This is a genomic window from Nonomuraea sp. NPDC049141 (assembly GCF_040648415.1).
GTDB lineage: Bacteria > Actinomycetota > Actinomycetes > Streptosporangiales > Streptosporangiaceae > Nonomuraea.
The window spans coordinates 71,677-87,688 of sequence record NZ_JBEZDR010000004.1 but is presented as its reverse complement, the minus strand read 5'-3'; the positions used below and the strand labels follow the sequence as shown (position 1 = coordinate 87,688).

Below are 16,012 nucleotides of genomic sequence, written 5' to 3'. Positions count from 1 at the left end.
CGGTCAGCGCAGCCTGGCGAGGTCGGCCGCGCCGACGAGTCCCGCTGAGGCGCCCAGCTCGGCCAGCCTGATCTCGGCGAGCGGCCGGTGCCCCCTGCCCGTGAGCCGGCGGGCGAACGTCTCGCGGGTCCGGTCGAGGAAGAACTCGGCCGCGCGCGAGACCCCGCCGCCCACGATGAAGCAGCCCGGGTCGAGGACCGCGGCCAGGTCGGCCATGCCCTGGCCGAGCCAGTCGGCGATGCTGTCGAACGCGAGCAGGGACGCCTCGTCACCCAGCTTGGCCGCCTCGGTGACCTCCTCGCCCTCGATCGTGCCGCCCGCCAGGCCGAGCAGGATCTCGGCCCGCCGCGGCTGCACGGCGGCGATGTGCCTGGCCTCGGCGACCAGGGCGTTGCCGCTGGCGTACTGCTCCCAGCAGCCGATCTGACCGCACCCGCACAGTCGCCCGTGGGGCACCACCTGCATGTGGCCGAGCTCGGCTCCCATGCCCCAGTGGCCCCTGAACAGCTTGCCGTCGAAGACGAAGCCGCCTCCGATGCCGGTGCCGACCGTGATGCAGACGATGTGCGACTGGCCGCGTCCCGCGCCGAACTTCGCCTCGCCCCAGGCCATGGCGTTGGCGTCGTTCTCGATGACGACCGGCAGCCCGATCAGCCCGCTGATCTTCTTCTGCAGCGGCTCCTCGCGCCAGGCGAGGTTGGGGGCGAACCGTACGATCGATCGGGTCTCGTCGACGAATCCGGCCGCGCCCACGCCGACGGCCTCGATCTCCCTGTCCTGGGCGAGCTCGCGCACGACCTCGGCCACCGTCGCGGCGACCTGGTCGGGCCGGTCGGCCGGAGTGGGCTTGAGCGCCTGGGCGACGATCGTGCCGTCGTCATCGACCACGCCCGCGGCGACCTTCGTGCCGCCGATGTCCACACCGATCGTGAGCATGCCCCTGTATCCCCTCTATCCCAAATCAATGTGTTCTACGTTGTCGCGGCGCTGATCGCCGCTCTGATCGTCGCGCGGCCTGCGAGGGGCCGGCCTGCTCAGCGCGTCGATCGTCTGGCGGAAGGCGGCGAACAGCTCGCCACCGGCCGCCACCAGGTGCCCGGCGACGTCGTTGCCGGACTCCCGCTGTGCCGCTATCGCCCGGCAGACCGGGCAGGCGCGGCAGATGTACTCCTCGTGGGGCTCGGACACCGCCTCGCTCCACACGTCCTTTTCCCTGCTGCCGCCACCGCTTCCGCCTCCGGTGAACGAGTTGAGGACGGTCCTGCCGACCTGGCGGGTGGCCCGCCCCTGGATGGTGTCGAACAGCTTGCGTGCCTCGTCCGTGACGGTGCCGATCGGGTCTCTGTCGTTGCGCTCAGTCATCTGGCCCTCCTGCTGTGAACCGTACCCGGAGGACGCCGTCGCGGAGCGCCGCGCCGCTGATCCTCCTGCGTGCCAGCGCTGCCGGCAGGGCCAGGATCCGCCGGTACGGTCCGGCGGTGATGATCAGCTCGTCACCCTTGCGGGCCAGGTCCACGTCGGCCCGGTCGGCGCCCGGCAGAGCCAGGGCCAGCTCGTCGGCGGACAGCCGCAGCGGCGGCTCGACGCCGGGGTCGGCGAACGGATCCGCCTCGCCGTACATCGCCGCGCCCATCTCGGCCAGCGCGTCCTTGCCGACCGGCTCGGCCGGTAGGTACGGCACGACGTGGATGGGCAGCGGCGCGAACGACTCCTCGGCCTCGGCGAGCAGTCTCGACTGGGCCGCCACCCACTGGGCGCGCCACTGGTCGGCGCCCTCCGCGGGGAAGACCCGGTTGGCGATCACCGCGTCGACGCGGTAGCCGTACAGGTTGAGCGAGGTGAGGGTGCGCCTGGCCTCGGCGAGCACCACCGACTCCGGTGTCAGCACGAGGCGCACCGAGGCGTGCTCGCCGGTGAGCAGCTCGCGTACCTCCAGCAGGCCGCGGTGGAGTCGCTCCCCCGCGCTCATGACCTCCTCGCCGGGCGCGCTGACGTGGGCGACGCTGCGCACGAACGGCGAGACGATCTTCATGATCTTGCGGCCGACCGGCATCAGCCTGGTCATGTGCCAGTCGAGCGCCTCGGGCAGGGCCAGCAGGCGCAGGGTCTCGGCGGTGGGCGCGCAGTCGACGACGATGACGTCCCAGCGTCCTTCGCGGGCGTGCTCACGCAGCTCCAGGAGCGCGATGATCTCCTCGGCGCCGGGCAGGATGGTGATCTCCTCGGAGGTGATCTCGTCCAGGCCCAGCTCGGTGAGCACCCCTCTGGCGTACTCCTGCAGCTCGCCCCAGTGGCGCTCCAGCGTCTTCTGGGTGTCGACCTGGTGCAGGTGCAGCCCCGGCGCGATCTCGCCCGGCTCGACGTCGAGCGCGTCGGCCAGCGAGTGGGCGGTGTCGGTGGACACGATCAGCGTCTTCAGCCCGCGCTTGGCGGCGAGCGTGGCGGTCGCCGCGGCGGCCGTGGTCTTGCCCACGCCGCCCTTCCCGGTGAAGAGCAGAACCCGCGGGCTCACTTCAGCGCCCTTCGACGCGCTTCTTGAGGCCCTTGAGCGCGGTCTCCACGATGACCTTCTCCGCCTTGCGCTTGATCATGCCGAGCATGGGGACCTTGAGGTCGGCGGCGAGCTCGTACGTCACTTCTGTACCATTGCCCGTGTCGGCCAGCAGATAACTCCCCGCCAGCTCGGAGACCATCTTGCCCGGCTCGACGATCTTCCAGCGGACGCTCTCGTCGTCCTGCCAGGTGTAGCCGAGGGTGTAGGTGTCGCTGATCACTCCGGCGTCCAGGACGAACCGCACCGTCTCCGGCCGGCCGTCGGCCCCGGTGCTCAGTATCTCGGCGTTCTTCACCTGCCCGGCCCATTCGGGGTAGGCCGTGAAGTCGGCGATGACGGCCATCACAGCGGCGCGGTCCGCGCCGATGGTGATGCTCGAAGTGGTGCGATCAGCCATGCGACCACCGTACCGGTCTGGTCACCATTCGAGGATGAACGGAACCCCCTTTCCCCGGAAATGACCCACGTTCACACACTCGGTGCGCCCGATCCGGGTGCGCTGGTGAAGTGGCTGGTGCACGTGCCCGAAGAGGGCGTAGCGCGGTTGCGTCCGCTTGATCGCCGCCAGCGTCGCCTCGCTGCCGCGCTCGAAGCGCCTGGCCACCACGTCGTAGAGCAGCTCGGGCACCGCGGGCGGGATGTGGCAGCACAGCACGTCGACCTCGCCGACCGCCTCGACCTTGGCGGCGAACTCCTCGTCGCTGATCTCGTACGGCGTGCGGTAGGCGGTCTTGAGCCCGCCGCCGACGAAGCCGAACCGCCAGCCGCCGATCTCCACGCTCTGACCGTCGAGCACCTGGTGGCCGTCCTGGAGGTAGTCGGGCCACAGGCGCGGGATGTCGACGTTGCCGTAGGTGAGGTAGGCGGGCTCGGGCATGGCCGCGAAGAGCTGCTCGTACTGGGCGCGTACGTTGCGTTCGATGTGCTCGCGCGGGTCGCCGTCGAGGGTGGACCACAGCCGCGCCGACATGGCTCTGGCCTCGTCGAACCGCTTGGCCGTACGGAGCCGGATGAACTCCGCGGCCCGTTCGGCGCCGAACAGGTCGGGGAAGATGCCCTGCGCGTGGTCGTCGTAGTCGATGAAGAGGATCAGGTCCCCCAGGCAGATCAGCGCGTCGGCGCCCGCGCCCGCGCGGGCCAGGGCGTCGGCCCTGCCGTGCACGTCGCTGATGACATGGACCCTCATGCGGGAAATCCTATGAGAGCGGCTGCTAGCGTGAGAATCACCCCTACCCGTGGGTAATTCCACGCGATAGCGGCCATGGCGGTCCACGAAGAGGAGTTGATCCGTGCGCGAGTACAGCGTCCCGGTGCTGGTCGACGTACCTGCCTCCGCGAGCCTGCCCGACACGGTGTTCAGGCGGGCCGAGCAGGAGCCCGGCGCGGTCGTCATGCGGCGCAAGTCCGGCGGCGGCTGGCCGGCCGTCACCGCGGCCGAGTTCCGCGACCAGGTGGTCGAGCTGGCCAAGGGGCTGATCGCGGCGGGCGTCGAGCACGGCGACCGGGTCGCGCTGATGTCGCGGACCCGCTACGAGTGGACGCTGATCGACTACGCGATCTGGTCCGTCGGCGCGGTCACCGTGCCGATCTACGAGACGTCGGCGGTCGAGCAGGTCAGGTGGATCCTGTCCGACAGCGAGCCCAAGGCGGTGTTCGTCGAGCTCGACACGCACGAGGAGACGGTACGCGAGGCCGCGCCCGGCCTGAAGCCCGTCTGGCGCGTGGATGAGACGCTCGACGGTTCCGGGGTGGACGACACCGCCTTCGAGGAGCGGCGCGCCCGGGTCGGCTCGGCCGACCTGGCCACGGTCGTCTACACCTCGGGCACCACCGGCCGGCCCAAGGGCTGCCAGATCACGCACGACAACCTGCTGTTCACCGCCCGCAACGTGGTGGCCGGCCCCCTGGAGCAGCTCTTCACCGGACAGGGGACGGCAGCCGCCCTGCTGTTCCTGCCGCTCGCGCACATCTTCGCCCGCATGATCCAGGTCGCCATCATCGAGGCGGGCGCGATCCTGGCCCACACCCCGAACATGAAGAACGTGGCCCCGGACCTGGCCGAGTTCCAGCCGACGTTCCTGCTCGGCGTGCCCCGCGTGTTCGAGAAGGTCTACAACGGCGCCGAGCAGAAGGCCATCGCGGGCGGCAAGGGCGCGATCTTCGCCCGCGCCGTCGACACGGCCGTCGCGTGGAGCAAGGCCGAGAGCTCCGGCGGCGCGGGCCTGGGCCTGCGCCTGCGGCACGCCCTGTTCGACCGGCTCGTGTACGGCAAGCTCCGCACGGCCACGGGCGGCCGCCTGTCGGCGGCGGTGTGCGGCGGCTCGGCGCTCGGCGACCGGCTCGGCCACTTCTTCAGGGGCGTCGGCATCGAGGTGTTCGAGGGCTACGGCCTGACCGAGACCTCGGCCCCCTGCTCGGTCAACATGCCGGGGGCCAACAAGATCGGCACGGTCGGCAAGCCGCTGCCCGGCGTGTCGATCCGCATCGCCGACGACGGCGAGATCCTGGCCAAGGGCCGCCACGTCTTCCACGGCTACTGGCACAACGACCAGGCGACGGCCGACGCGATCGACGCCGATGGCTGGTACCACACGGGCGACGTGGGCGAACTCGACGCCGACGGCTACCTGCGCATCACCGGCCGCAAGAAGGAGATCCTGGTGACGGCGGCGGGCAAGAACGTCGCCCCCGGCCCGCTGGAGGACGCGCTCCGGGCGCACCCGCTGATCTCCCAGGCCATGATCGTCGGCGACGGGCAGCCGTTCGTGGCGACTCTGATCACCTTGGACCCGGAGGCGCTGGACCAGTGGAAGACAGCCAACGGTCTGCCGTCGGCCACGCTGAGTGAGCTGCGGGCGGATCCGCGCGTCCTGGCGGAGGTCCAGAAGGCCGTAGACACAGCCAATCGGGCGGTGTCGAAGGCGGAGCAGATCAAGAAGTTCGCGGTGCTGGGGGTGGACATCACCGAGGACAGCGGCCATCTGACGCCGACCCTGAAGATCAAGCGCAGCGTGGTGATGCGGGACTTCGCCGAGGATGTGGACGCTCTGTATAAATGACTACGCTGGGTATAGAAATCGCCACACGCTGTGCCACATTCACTGGCCACTCTTGACTTCCCTGGGCTAGCCTGAGAAGGCAATCGGGACCGGAGATCCTTTACATCCCCGGTCCCTACCTTCGAAGGTAGGGGAGATGACAGTGAGCATCAAGGACTCCGCGCTTCAGTTCGGCCTCGACATCGAGAACGAGCTGATCAAGATCCGCGCCGACCAGGTCGAGGTGGCGCAGGATCTGACGGAGCGCATCAACGGCGTCGCAGACCGGGTCAAGCGGCTGGACGACAAGGTCACCACTAAGTTCGCCCAGATCGACGCCAAGTTCGACCAGATGGACGCCAGGTTCGACCAGATGGGTGCCAAGGTCGACCAGATGGGCGCCAAGGTCGACAAAATGGGCGCCACGGTCGACCAGATGGTCGGGAGGGTCGACCAGATGGGCACCACGGTCGACCAGATGCAGTCGACTCAGACGGAGATGACCCACATCCTGCTCGCCATCCAGCGCAAGCTCGACGTCAACTAAGCACCACCCGAACGGCCCCCGGCAGCGCAGACCGGGGGCTGTTCGCTGTGCGGCGTCAGCCCTTCGTCGCGCCCCCCGTGAGCCCCTTGACGAACTGTTTCTGCAGCAGCAGGTAGAACACCAGGATCGGCAGCGTGGCCAGGAACATCAGCGCGAACATGCCGCCGAAGTCCGCCGCGTACTGCCCGAGCGACTTGTAGATCCCCGTCATGATCGTGGTGCCCTCGCGCGGCCCGTAGATGATCAGCGGGTTGAGGAAGTCGTTCCAGATCCACACGCCGAGGAAGATCAGCACGCTGGCCGTCGCCGGCCGCAGCAGCGGGAAGACGATCTTCCAGAACGTCTGCCACCGCGTGGCCCCGTCGATGGCCGCGGCCTCCTCCAGCTCCCGGGGCACACCCTTCATGAAGCCGGAGAAGACGAAGACCCCGAACGGCACGTAATACCCGACGTTGAAGAGCACGAGGCCCTGCAGCGTCGACATCAGCCCGAGCGCCTTGAGCACCTGCGTGATGGGGATCAGGATCACCTGCGGCGGGATCATCAGCCCGCACAGCAGCAGCACCATGATGACCCGGGACCACCAGGTGTTCTGCCGGGCCAGGTAGTGGCCGAGCATGGCCGACAGCAGCGTCAGGATGATGATCGACAGCGAGGTGACCAGGACGCTCGTACGCAGCGACGACCAGAAGAGGCTGTCCGGGCTGGTCAGCACCCGGATCAGGTTGTCGAAGGTGGGCGGGATCGGCAGCGACATCGCCCCGCTGGCGACCTGCCTGCTCTCCTTGAAGACGTTGATCAGCGCGATGTACAGAGGGATGAAGAACACCCCGCCGACGACCAGCGCGACCAGCGGGCGCAGCCATGGCACGGTGGAGCGCATCAGAGCTGCACCTCCCTGCGCTGCAGCACGCGCAGCGTGATCACGCACAGCAGCGCGATGACGATCAGCATGACGACCGCCTCCGCCGAGGCGTAACCGGTGCGGTTCTCCACGAACCCCTCATTCAGGATGACGAGCGCCACGCTCGCGGTGGTCCCCGTCCCAGGGCCGCCGTTGGTGATCACCTTCACGTGGTCGAAGATCTTGAACGCGGAGATCAGCAGGACCACGGTGTTGATGGTGAGCGCGGGGGCGAGCAGCGGCCAGGTGACGCTCCAGAATCTGCGCACCGGCCCCGCGCCGTCGATCGCCGCCGCCTCGGCCAGCTCCTGGGGTACGCCCTGGAGCCCGGCGAGATAGACGACCACGCAGAACCCGAGCATCTGCCAGCAGACGATCGACGACAGCGAGTAGAGCGCGATGTCCGGGTCGGACAGCCAGCCCGGCGGCTCACTGACGCCCAGCGCCCTGAGCGCCTGGTTGATCGGCCCGTCGTCGGCGAGGATGCGCGTCCAGATGACGCTGATGACCACGGAGCTGATCACCATCGGGGTGAAGAACACGCTGCGCAGCGCGTTGTAGAGCCAGCCGCGGCGGTCGAGGAGCACCGCGATGGCGACACCCAGGACGTTCGGCACGATGACGACGATCAGCGTGAGGATCGTGGTCACCCGCAGCGACTGCAGGAACGTGTCGTCCCGCAGGAGCAGCTCGTAGTTGCGCAGGCCGACGAAGTGCGTCTTGGGCCGCAGCAGCGCCTGGTCGGTCAGGCTGTAGCCGAAGCTGAGCGTGATCGGCAGCACGACGAGGCAGAAGTAGATGAGCGTGCCCGGCGCCGCGAAGGACAGGAAATGCCATAACCCCGCCCGTTTGCCGCCCGATCGTCGCCGGCGCGCTCGGGCCTGCGCATGGCCGGACTTGTGATGGTGGATGGTGGTGCCAGCGGCCATCAGGCCAGACCCCTCCTAGTCAGGGTGAAGGGGCGGGCGCGCTCGGCGGCCCGCCCCGCCGGATCAGCCGGACTTCTCCCACTCGGTGTCGAGGAAGGACAATGCCTGGTCGACCGTCTTCTTGCCGCTGACCAGGTCCTGGGCCGTGGACCAGAACTTGCCCTGCATGCCGGGCAGCATGGCCGTGTCCCCGGCCTCCCAGCTGAACGCCGGGACGGTCGCCTTCTCGTTCTGCGCCTTCTGCCACAGGTCGTAGACGGCCTTGAACACCGGGCCCGTGTCCGACGGAGGCGTGTAGCCCTTGATCGCCGGGAAGAGCGCGTCGGCCTTGACCGAGGCGTCCAGGTTGGCCTTGGTGAGCTGGAAGGCCAGCGCGAACTTCTTGGCGGCGGCCATGTTCTTGGCGGTCGCGCTGACGGACAGCCCGCCGCCGGTGAACGTCGGCATGTGCAGGCTGCCGTCGTCGCCGGGCCAGGCGAAGACCCCGATGTCGTCCTTCATGTCCGAGGCGTCGGCCGCGGCGGCGAACCAGCTGCCCATCGGGTACATCGCGCCCTTGCCGCCGAGGAACGCCTCCTGCGTCTTGGGATAGTCCTGTCCGATCTGCCGCTTGTCGAGGTAGCCCTTGGCGGCCAGGTCGGCGAACTTCTGCGTGGCGGCCTTCATGGCCGGGTCGGTCGCGAACTTCACCTCGCCGTTGCGCCGCTTGGTCATCCAGTCGGGCGTCTTGGCGTACAGGTCCGTGGCCAGGATGGCGGTCCACGGCTGGGAGGTGACGAACACGCCGCCGGACACGAACGGGGTGATGCCCTTGGCCTTCAGCTTCTCGGCGTCGGCCAGCAGGTCGGCGTAGGTCTTCGGCGGCTCGGCGATGCCGGCCTTCTGGAACAGCTTCTTGCTGTAGTAGACGTTCGGGATCGTCTGCGTGTTGGTCGGCAACTGGAGGACCTTGCCGTTGACCGCGCCGCAGGTCGGGCAGAGGAAGTCCTTGAGCTCATCCGGCGTCCACGTCGCCAGGCTCGGCTCCAGGGCGATCAGGTCCTGCATGCCGATCTGTACGTCGGGCAGCTGCCCCGAGGCGGCCAGCTGCTTGGCGTAGTCGTTGCGCTCGGACTCCGAGGGCGCGGCGACCAGCTCGACCTCCAGGTCGGGGTTGGCCTTGGTCACCAGATCGACCTGGGCCTTCCAGTACGACTCCGGCAGGTTCGGCGAAGGAAATACCAGGAAGGAGACCTTCTGCTTGCCGCCGGACGCCGGCGCCGAGAATTGGCCTCCACTGGGCGTACTGCTTGAGCAGGCACTCAGTGCGAGAGCGACGGCGAGTGTCATCGCCCCAGCCGCGAACAGCTTGTTCACTGTGCCACCCTTCTCACTCATCCGATCATTCGGTGGGGCGCGAAAACTGATGCGTGCGATAGGTAGGACCACTACTACGGGTAACAGCCAAGCCCTGTCAAGATAAGGCCTGATGCCGCAGAAAGGTAGGATCACTCAAGCCCAACGCATGCCATGTGATCGGATTGGTATCTCACTGGGCGAGATCAAACGATGACCAGCTCGCCCGCCTGCTCGGCCAGCGCAGCCCTGGCCGTCTCGGGCAGGCCGCCGTCGGAGATCACCATGTCGGCCTCGCTGAGCCGGGCGATCGTGCTGATGCCCACGGTCCCCCACTTGGTGTGATCGGCCAGCACGACCAGGCTGCTCGCGGCCTCGACCAGGGCGCGGTCGGTCTCGGCCTCCATCATGTTCGGGGTGGTGAAGCCGGCCCGGGTGGTCATCCCGTGCACGCCCAGGAACAGCACGTCCACGTTGAGCAGCCGGATCGCGGCCACCGCCACGGGGCCGACGAGCGCGTCCGAGGGCGTGCGTACGCCACCCGTCAGCACCACCGTCTGGTCCGGCCGGCCCCCGTGCTGGAAGACGTCGGCGATCCGCACCGAGTTGGTCACCACGGTCAGGCCGGGCAGGTTCACCAACTGCTGGGCGAGCGTCCAGGTCGTGGTCCCGGCCGAGAGCGCCACGGCGGTGCCCGGCAGCACCATCCCGGCCGCGCGGCGGGCGATGACCAGCTTCTCGTTCTCCTGCCGGACCGACTTGACGGCGAAGCCCGGCTCATCGGTCGAGCCCGCGCCGATGACGGTCGCGCCTCCGTGCACCTTGGCCAGCAGCCCCCGCTCGGCCAGCAGCTCCAGGTCGCGGCGGATCGTGATGTCCGAGACCCCGAACTCGCGCACCAGGTCGACCACCTTGACGGCGCCGTTCAGGCGTACGAGCTCCAGAATTGTCTGCTGTCGCTGGACGGCGAGCATCGCATCACCCAGTTCTCAACAGTTTCCGACATGGCATTCGGACGCATCATGACACGCCACCTGCGGAGTTCAAGGGCCCGTGCTCGGTTGTGATGGTTCAGGAGGACGCCGACATCAAATCGTGCGTTGACAGCTGGATAAGTGTGCTCTTCTCTGAAGGAAATCGAGCGAATTCGGGGGAATGTGAGGGTCCGGGCAAGGAGGAACCACCATGGTCCAACGTCTGCCGATCTCCCGTCGCCATCTACTTCTCGGCGCGGCAGCCACCTTCGGCGTCCCCGCCGTGCTGGCGGGTTGCGGCTCCAGCGAGCCCACCGTCGCGCCGCCGGGTGGTAAGTCCGCCGGAAACCTGGGCACGGTCACGCTCGGCTCCAACTACTCCGACGAGGTCCCGAAGAAATCTCTCGCCTCGGTGATCAAGGGCTTCACCCAGGGTCAGGTGAAGATCAACACCGTGGACCACAACACGTTCCAGGAGAACATCAACCGCTATCTCAAGGGCACGCCGGACGACGTGTTCACCTGGTTCGCCGGCTATCGCATGCAGTTCTTCGCCGAGCAGGGGCTCGCGACGGACATCTCGGACGTGTGGCGGGAGATCGGAGGCGACTACACGCCCGCCATGAAGGCCGCCTCGACGGGGTCCGACGGCAAGCAGTACTTCGTGCCGTTCACCTACTACCCATGGGCCGTCTTCTACCGCAAGAGCGTCTGGCAGGAGAAGGGCTACGAGGTGCCCAAGACGCTGGACGAGTTCACCGCGCTGGCCAAGAAGATGAAGACCGACGGGCTGATCCCGATCGCGTTCGCCGACAAGGACGGCTGGCCCGCGATGGGCACGTTCGACATCCTCAACATGCGGATGAACGGCTACGACTTCCACATCTCGCTCATGGCCGGCAAGGAGTCGTGGACCGACCCCAAGGTCAAGCAGGTCTTCGACACCTGGCGGGGCCTGATGGAGTATCACCAGCCCGCGGCGCTGGGGCGTACCTGGGAGGAGGCCGGGCAGTCACTGCAGCAGAAGAAGAGCGGCATGTACCTGCTCGGCATGTTCGTCGCCCAGCAGTTCCCGGAGAACGAACGTGACGACATCGACTTCTTCACCTTCCCCGAGATCAATCCGACCTACGGCACCGACTCCATCGACGCGCCCATCGACGGCTACATGATCTCGGCCAAGGCCAAGAACGTCGACGGCGCCAAGGCGCTGCTGAAGCACTTCGCCCAGGGCTCGTCGCAGAACATCGCCACCAAGCTGGACCCCGGCACGCTGGCCTCCAGCTCCAAGGCCGACACCAGCGGCTACAGCGCGCTGCAGAAGCGTGGCGCCGAGCTGGTGTCCAAGGCGACGCACATCGCCCAGTTCCTCGACCGGGACACCCGGCCCGACTTCGCCTCCACCGTGATGATCCCGTCGCTGCAGACGTTCGTCGGCAAGCCGAACGAGATCGACCCCTTATTGGCCGGCATCGAGAAGCAGAAGGCCAACATCTTCCGCTGATGGCCGCCAAGACCCGTCGCTACTCCGCCCGCGACGTGACCATCCTGGTCATCGGGCTGGGGGTGGCCATCATCGTCAACGTGGGCCTCATCTGGGGGCCCACGCTGGCCTCCATCGGGCTGTCGGGCACCAGCTGGAACGGCATCGGGCCGATGGAGTGGGTGGGCGGCCGCAACTACGCCGACCTGGTCAACGACTATCCGCCGTTCTGGTCGGCCATCCGCAACAACGTGCTCTGGCTCGGCTTCCTCGGCCTGGTCGCGACGCCGTTCGGGCTGTTCTGCGCGGTGCTGCTCGACCGGCGGCTGAAGCTGTCGCGGGTCTACCAGAGCGCCCTGTACACGCCGGTCGTGCTGTCGCTGGCCGTGGTGGGGTTCATCGCGCAGCTCGTGTACTCCTCCGACTACGGCGTGCTGAACGCGGTGACCGGGCTGAAGGTGGACTGGCTGGGCGACCGGTCGATCAACATCTGGGTGGTCATGGTGGCGGCGGCGTGGCGGCACGTCGGGTACGTCATGATCATCTATCTGGCGGGGCTCAAGGCGGTCGATCCCGCGCTGAAGGAGGCGGCCGCGATCGACGGGGCCAACGAGGCGCAGGCGTTCTTCCGGGTGGTGTTCCCGACGCTGCGCCCGGTCAACGTGATCGTGCTGGTGATCACGGTGATCGAGGCGTTGCGCGCGTTCGACATCGTCTATGCCATCAACAAGGGCAGGAACGGACTCGAACTGCTGTCGGTGCTGGTGACCGAGAACATCGTGGGCGAGGCGAGCCGGATCGGGTTCGGCTCGGCCATCGCGGTGATCCTGCTGGTGATCACGCTTGGGTTCATCGTGGTCTACCTCTCGCAGCTGTTCAAGGAGGACCGATGACGCTCACCGCGCCCGTCACGACGCGCGAGCTCCAGGACGGGCGCCCTCCGGTGCGCCGCCCGGTGCGGCCCCTGCGGATCCTGCTGTACGCGTTCCTGAGCCTGGTGGCGCTGGGCTGGGTGCTGCCGCTCGCCCTGGCCGTCTACGCCTCGCTGCGGCCGTACGACGAGACGTCGCGGCTGGGCTACTTCTCGCTGCCCGAACACCTGACGCTCGACTACTACGGGGAGGCGTGGAGCCAGGCCGACCTGCCGCGCTACTACCTCAACACGTTCATCGTGGTGATCCCCGGCGTGCTCATCACGCTGTTCATGGCGTCGTTCACGGCGTTCGCGATCGCGCGGCTGCGCATCCCTGGGCGCAAGGTGCTGCTGATCACCTTCACGGCGGGCAACCTGCTGCCGCCGCAGGTGCTGATCACCCCGCTCTACACCCTCTACACGCTGGTGCCGCTGCCGTCGTGGCTGTCGGACTCCCAGTCGCTGTACGACTCCTACCTCGGGCTGATCCTGGTGCATGTGGGGTTCCAGTTCGGCTTCTGCGTGTTCGTCATGTCGAACTTCATGCGCACGATCCCGGAGGAGATCACCGAGGCGGCGCTGGTCGACGGGGCCAGTGTGTGGCGCCGCTACTGGCAGCTCACCCTGCCGCTGTGCCGCCCGGTGCTGGCGGCGCTGGCCACGCTGGAGTTCACCTTCATGTACAACGACTTCCTGTGGGCGCTGGTGCTGATGTCGTCGGGCGACAAACTGCCCGTCACCTCGGCCCTGAACAACCTGCGCGGCCAGTTCTTCACCGACTACAACCTGCTGGCCGCCGGGTCGATGCTGGTGGCGCTGCCGACGCTGATCGTCTTCCAGATGCTGCACAAGCAGTTCGTCGCCGGGCTCACGCTGGGGGCCACCAAGGGTTAGAGGAGCGCGCTGAAGCGGGCGGCCACCAGGTCCCAGGCCCACTCGCCGACGATCCAGTCACGGCCGCGGGCGCCCATCTTGCGGGCCCGTTCCGGGTCGCCGAGCAGCTCGATGAGGGCTCCGGCCACCTCGTTCACGTCGGTGCCGTCGACGACGAGGCCGGTCTCGCCGTTTCGTACCGCGTCCGGGGCGCCACCGGACGCGCCCGCGACGACCGGCAGGCCGCTCGCCGACGCCTCCAGGAACACGATGCCCAGCCCCTCGACGTCGACGCCGCCCAGCCTGGTCCGGCACGGCATCGCGAACACGTCCGCGGCTGCGTAGTAACCGGCCAGGCTCCCCGCCGGGACCGTGCCGGTGAACCGGACGGACTCGTGTCCCCGCGCCAGCTTCTGCAGCCTCTCGCGGTACGGCCCACCGCCCACGAGCAGCAGCACCGCCTCCGGCACCGCCCGCAGCACCAGAGGCCAGGCCCTGATGAGCTGGTCCTGGCCCTTGCGCGGCACCAGCCTGGACACGCAAACCACCACCGGCCGGCCGTCCAGCCCGAGCTCGGCCCTGACCGCGTCCGGATGGAACTGGCCGGCGTCCACGCCCGGCGCCAGCCGTACCAGCTTGGCCGCCGGGATCGCGGCGGCCAGCCGGGCGCGCGTGTACTCGCCGAGGTAGGTCACCACGTCGGCGTGCGCCCCGATCCTGCGCAGCACCGTCCGGAACACCGGCGCGCTCGCCCACGACGCCTCATGGCCGTGGGTGAGCATCACCACGCGCCGCGCGCCCGCCTTCCTCAACCCCGGCGCGAGCAGGCCCAGCGGGGCCGCCGCGCCGAACACCACGGTGTCCGCCCCCTCCTCGGCCAGCAGCCGGGCCGCCCGGCGGGCGACCGCCCGGGTCGGCAGCATCAGCGAGGTGGGATGACGGACGATCCGGTACGGCTGGCGGCGGTCGAACTCCGCGCACCCCGGCCAGGCCGGAGCGTAGACGGTCACGCCGGGGGTGCGCAGGGCCAGCCCGTGCACGAACGACTGGATGCCACCGGGCCTGGGCGGAAAGTCGTTCGTGACGATGAGCACACCGGTCACGGCTGCGGCTGACCGTTCAGCGCGGCCCACTCCCGGGCCATGGCGATGCGCTCGGGAGCGGAGGGGTGCGAGACATAGAGCACATATTCCACCGGATCCGGCGACAAGTCGGAAATATTGGTGATTGCCAGGCGTTTCTGCATCGAGAGGAACGTGCCCGGATCTTTCGTGAGGTTCAGGGCGTGGAGGTCGGCGCGGGCCTCGATGTGGCGGCTGATCACGTTCTGGGCCGGGCCCGCGATGACCGTGGCCAGGCTCAGCAGGCCCATGATCACGCCCACCGCCCGCGGGTCGGCCGCCGAGACGATGCCCGTGCGCCGCCGTACCACTCCCAGGAGCAGGTACAGCAGGATCACGCCGAACGCGGCGCCCAGCCCGCCCACCAGCGTGCCGGCGAGCACGTCGCCGTACTTGGCGTGGCCCAGCTCGTGTGCCACGACCAGCTCGACCTCGGACTGCGGGGCCCGGAGCAGCGTGTCGTACACGACGATCCGGCGCGTGGCGCCGAAGCCGGAGACGTAGGCGTTGAGCGCGTTCGTCCGGCGGGAGGCGTCGGCGATCAGCACGTCCTCGACCGGGACGTGGGCGCGCTCGGCCAGCGTCATCAGGTTCACCCTGAGCGCGCCCTGCGGCATCGGGCGGAAATCGTTGAACAGCGGCTCGAACACGACCGGATACACGAACGACCCCAGCAGGGTCAGCGCGAACGCCCCCACGGCGGCCGGAATCCACCAGCGCCGCACCTTCCTGGCCAGCGCCACCACGACCAGCACCATGATCGACTGCAGCACCACGCCCACGGCCAGCCCCTTGAGCCGGTCCATGGTCCAGCCGGCCCAGTCCTGCGTGGACAGGCCGTAGTCACGCAGCACCATCTCGTACCAGACGCCCAGCGGCCACCTGACCGCCTCCACGATCGCGCTCAGCACCACGACTCCGAGCACCACCCGCACCCACCACGGCCCGCGCAGCCCGCCCAGCACCTTGGCCCCGAACGGCGTGAGCACCAGCAGCCCCGCGAACAGCACGGTCAGCCCGAGCGACAGGTACCCGGGGACGCTGGTGGCGGCGTCGAACGCGGCGGCCCTGGCGATCTCACCGGCGCTGAAGTCACGCGCCGCGTCCGGCGGCACGGTGGGAGTGCCGGGTGGCATCACCCGCCACGGCGTGCTGAACCCCACCACGACCAGGATCACCACCCCGAGCAGCACCAAGGCCCAACCGGCACCACCCCGCCCAGACATATCGGGGCCACCTGGCCCGACGTTCCCGCCAGGCGTTGCCTGCCCTCCTGGTGTGGCCTGCCCTCCTGGTGTGGCCTGCCCTCCTGGCGCGGCGTTCCCGCCGGATGTGGGCTGC

At 68.6% G+C, this 16,012-nt stretch carries 16 protein-coding genes; 5 read left to right on the top strand and 11 right to left on the bottom strand.

Annotated features, from left to right (window positions below):
- Positions 1-3: 3 nt before the first annotated feature.
- The 5 genes from AB0B91_RS12660 to AB0B91_RS12640 are packed head-to-tail and all read right to left on the bottom strand — an operon-like array spanning position 4 to position 3,740.
- Entirely contained in the window at positions 4-936 is a 933-nt protein-coding gene (locus AB0B91_RS12660) for an ROK family glucokinase (RefSeq protein ID WP_358318423.1), read from the bottom strand.
- Positions 937-951: 15 nt separating this feature from the next.
- Positions 952-1,362 (bottom strand): DUF5304 family protein, encoded by a 411-nt coding sequence (locus AB0B91_RS12655; RefSeq protein ID WP_358318422.1) that lies wholly within the window; start codon positions 1,360-1,362, stop codon positions 952-954.
- Positions 1,355-2,512 (bottom strand): ArsA family ATPase, encoded by a 1,158-nt coding sequence (locus AB0B91_RS12650; RefSeq protein WP_358318421.1) that lies wholly within the window; start codon positions 2,510-2,512, stop codon positions 1,355-1,357. Before AB0B91_RS12650 ends, AB0B91_RS12655 begins: the two co-directional genes overlap by 8 nt.
- A 1-nt stretch (position 2,513) precedes the next feature.
- Positions 2,514-2,951, bottom strand: a complete 438-nt coding sequence (locus AB0B91_RS12645) for an SRPBCC family protein (RefSeq protein ID WP_358318420.1) — start codon at positions 2,949-2,951, stop codon at positions 2,514-2,516.
- A 21-nt stretch (positions 2,952-2,972) separates the two neighbouring features.
- Entirely contained in the window at positions 2,973-3,740 is a 768-nt protein-coding gene (locus AB0B91_RS12640) for a metallophosphoesterase (RefSeq protein ID WP_358318419.1), read from the bottom strand.
- Positions 3,741-3,843: 103 nt separating this feature from the next.
- Here AB0B91_RS12640 and AB0B91_RS12635 point away from each other — a divergent pair, with 103 nt between their 5' ends.
- Together AB0B91_RS12635 and AB0B91_RS12630 are read left to right on the top strand one after the other, a co-directional pair.
- Complete coding sequence (locus AB0B91_RS12635) at positions 3,844-5,613, top strand: AMP-dependent synthetase/ligase (RefSeq protein WP_358318418.1); 1,770 nt, start codon at positions 3,844-3,846, stop codon at positions 5,611-5,613.
- Positions 5,614-5,749: 136 nt separating this feature from the next.
- Complete coding sequence (locus AB0B91_RS12630) at positions 5,750-6,139, top strand: hypothetical protein (protein WP_358318417.1); 390 nt, start codon at positions 5,750-5,752, stop codon at positions 6,137-6,139.
- A gap of 55 nt (positions 6,140-6,194) precedes the next feature.
- Here the strand turns inward: AB0B91_RS12630 and AB0B91_RS12625 are convergent, their stop codons facing one another.
- The 4 genes from AB0B91_RS12625 to AB0B91_RS12610 form a co-directional block, all read right to left on the bottom strand.
- Positions 6,195-7,022 (bottom strand): carbohydrate ABC transporter permease, encoded by an 828-nt coding sequence (locus AB0B91_RS12625; RefSeq protein WP_358036416.1) that lies wholly within the window; start codon positions 7,020-7,022, stop codon positions 6,195-6,197.
- Complete coding sequence (locus tag AB0B91_RS12620; protein ID WP_214637806.1) at positions 7,022-7,972, bottom strand: sugar ABC transporter permease; 951 nt, start codon at positions 7,970-7,972, stop codon at positions 7,022-7,024. Before AB0B91_RS12620 ends, AB0B91_RS12625 begins: the two co-directional genes overlap by 1 nt.
- A gap of 63 nt (positions 7,973-8,035) precedes the next feature.
- Positions 8,036-9,328: an extracellular solute-binding protein gene (locus AB0B91_RS12615; protein WP_358318416.1), complete on the bottom strand. Its 1,293-nt coding sequence runs from the start codon at positions 9,326-9,328 to the stop codon at positions 8,036-8,038.
- Between the two features lie 185 nt (positions 9,329-9,513).
- Complete coding sequence (locus AB0B91_RS12610; protein WP_358318415.1) at positions 9,514-10,281, bottom strand: DeoR/GlpR family DNA-binding transcription regulator; 768 nt, start codon at positions 10,279-10,281, stop codon at positions 9,514-9,516.
- A 211-nt stretch (positions 10,282-10,492) separates the two neighbouring features.
- Between AB0B91_RS12610 and AB0B91_RS12605 the strand changes: the two genes are divergently transcribed.
- Genes AB0B91_RS12605 through AB0B91_RS12595 form a run of 3 tightly spaced genes read left to right on the top strand, consistent with a single transcriptional unit; the run spans position 10,493 to position 13,571 of the window.
- Positions 10,493-11,785, top strand: coding sequence for an ABC transporter substrate-binding protein (locus AB0B91_RS12605; protein WP_358318414.1), 1,293 nt, complete (start codon positions 10,493-10,495; stop codon positions 11,783-11,785).
- Positions 11,785-12,657 (top strand): sugar ABC transporter permease, encoded by an 873-nt coding sequence (locus AB0B91_RS12600; protein WP_358318413.1) that lies wholly within the window; start codon positions 11,785-11,787, stop codon positions 12,655-12,657. Before AB0B91_RS12605 ends, AB0B91_RS12600 begins: the two co-directional genes overlap by 1 nt.
- On the top strand, positions 12,654-13,571 hold the full coding sequence (locus AB0B91_RS12595) for a carbohydrate ABC transporter permease (protein ID WP_358318412.1): 918 nt from the start codon (positions 12,654-12,656) through the stop codon (positions 13,569-13,571). The genes AB0B91_RS12600 and AB0B91_RS12595 overlap by 4 nt, the downstream gene beginning before the upstream one ends.
- Here AB0B91_RS12595 and AB0B91_RS12590 read toward each other — a convergent pair.
- Positions 13,568-14,653 (bottom strand): glycosyltransferase family 4 protein, encoded by a 1,086-nt coding sequence (locus AB0B91_RS12590; protein ID WP_358318411.1) that lies wholly within the window; start codon positions 14,651-14,653, stop codon positions 13,568-13,570. The genes AB0B91_RS12595 and AB0B91_RS12590 overlap by 4 nt on opposite strands.
- Complete coding sequence (locus AB0B91_RS12585) at positions 14,650-15,897, bottom strand: M48 family metallopeptidase (protein WP_358318410.1); 1,248 nt, start codon at positions 15,895-15,897, stop codon at positions 14,650-14,652. Before AB0B91_RS12585 ends, AB0B91_RS12590 begins: the two co-directional genes overlap by 4 nt.
- Between the last annotated feature and the right edge of the window lie 115 nt (positions 15,898-16,012).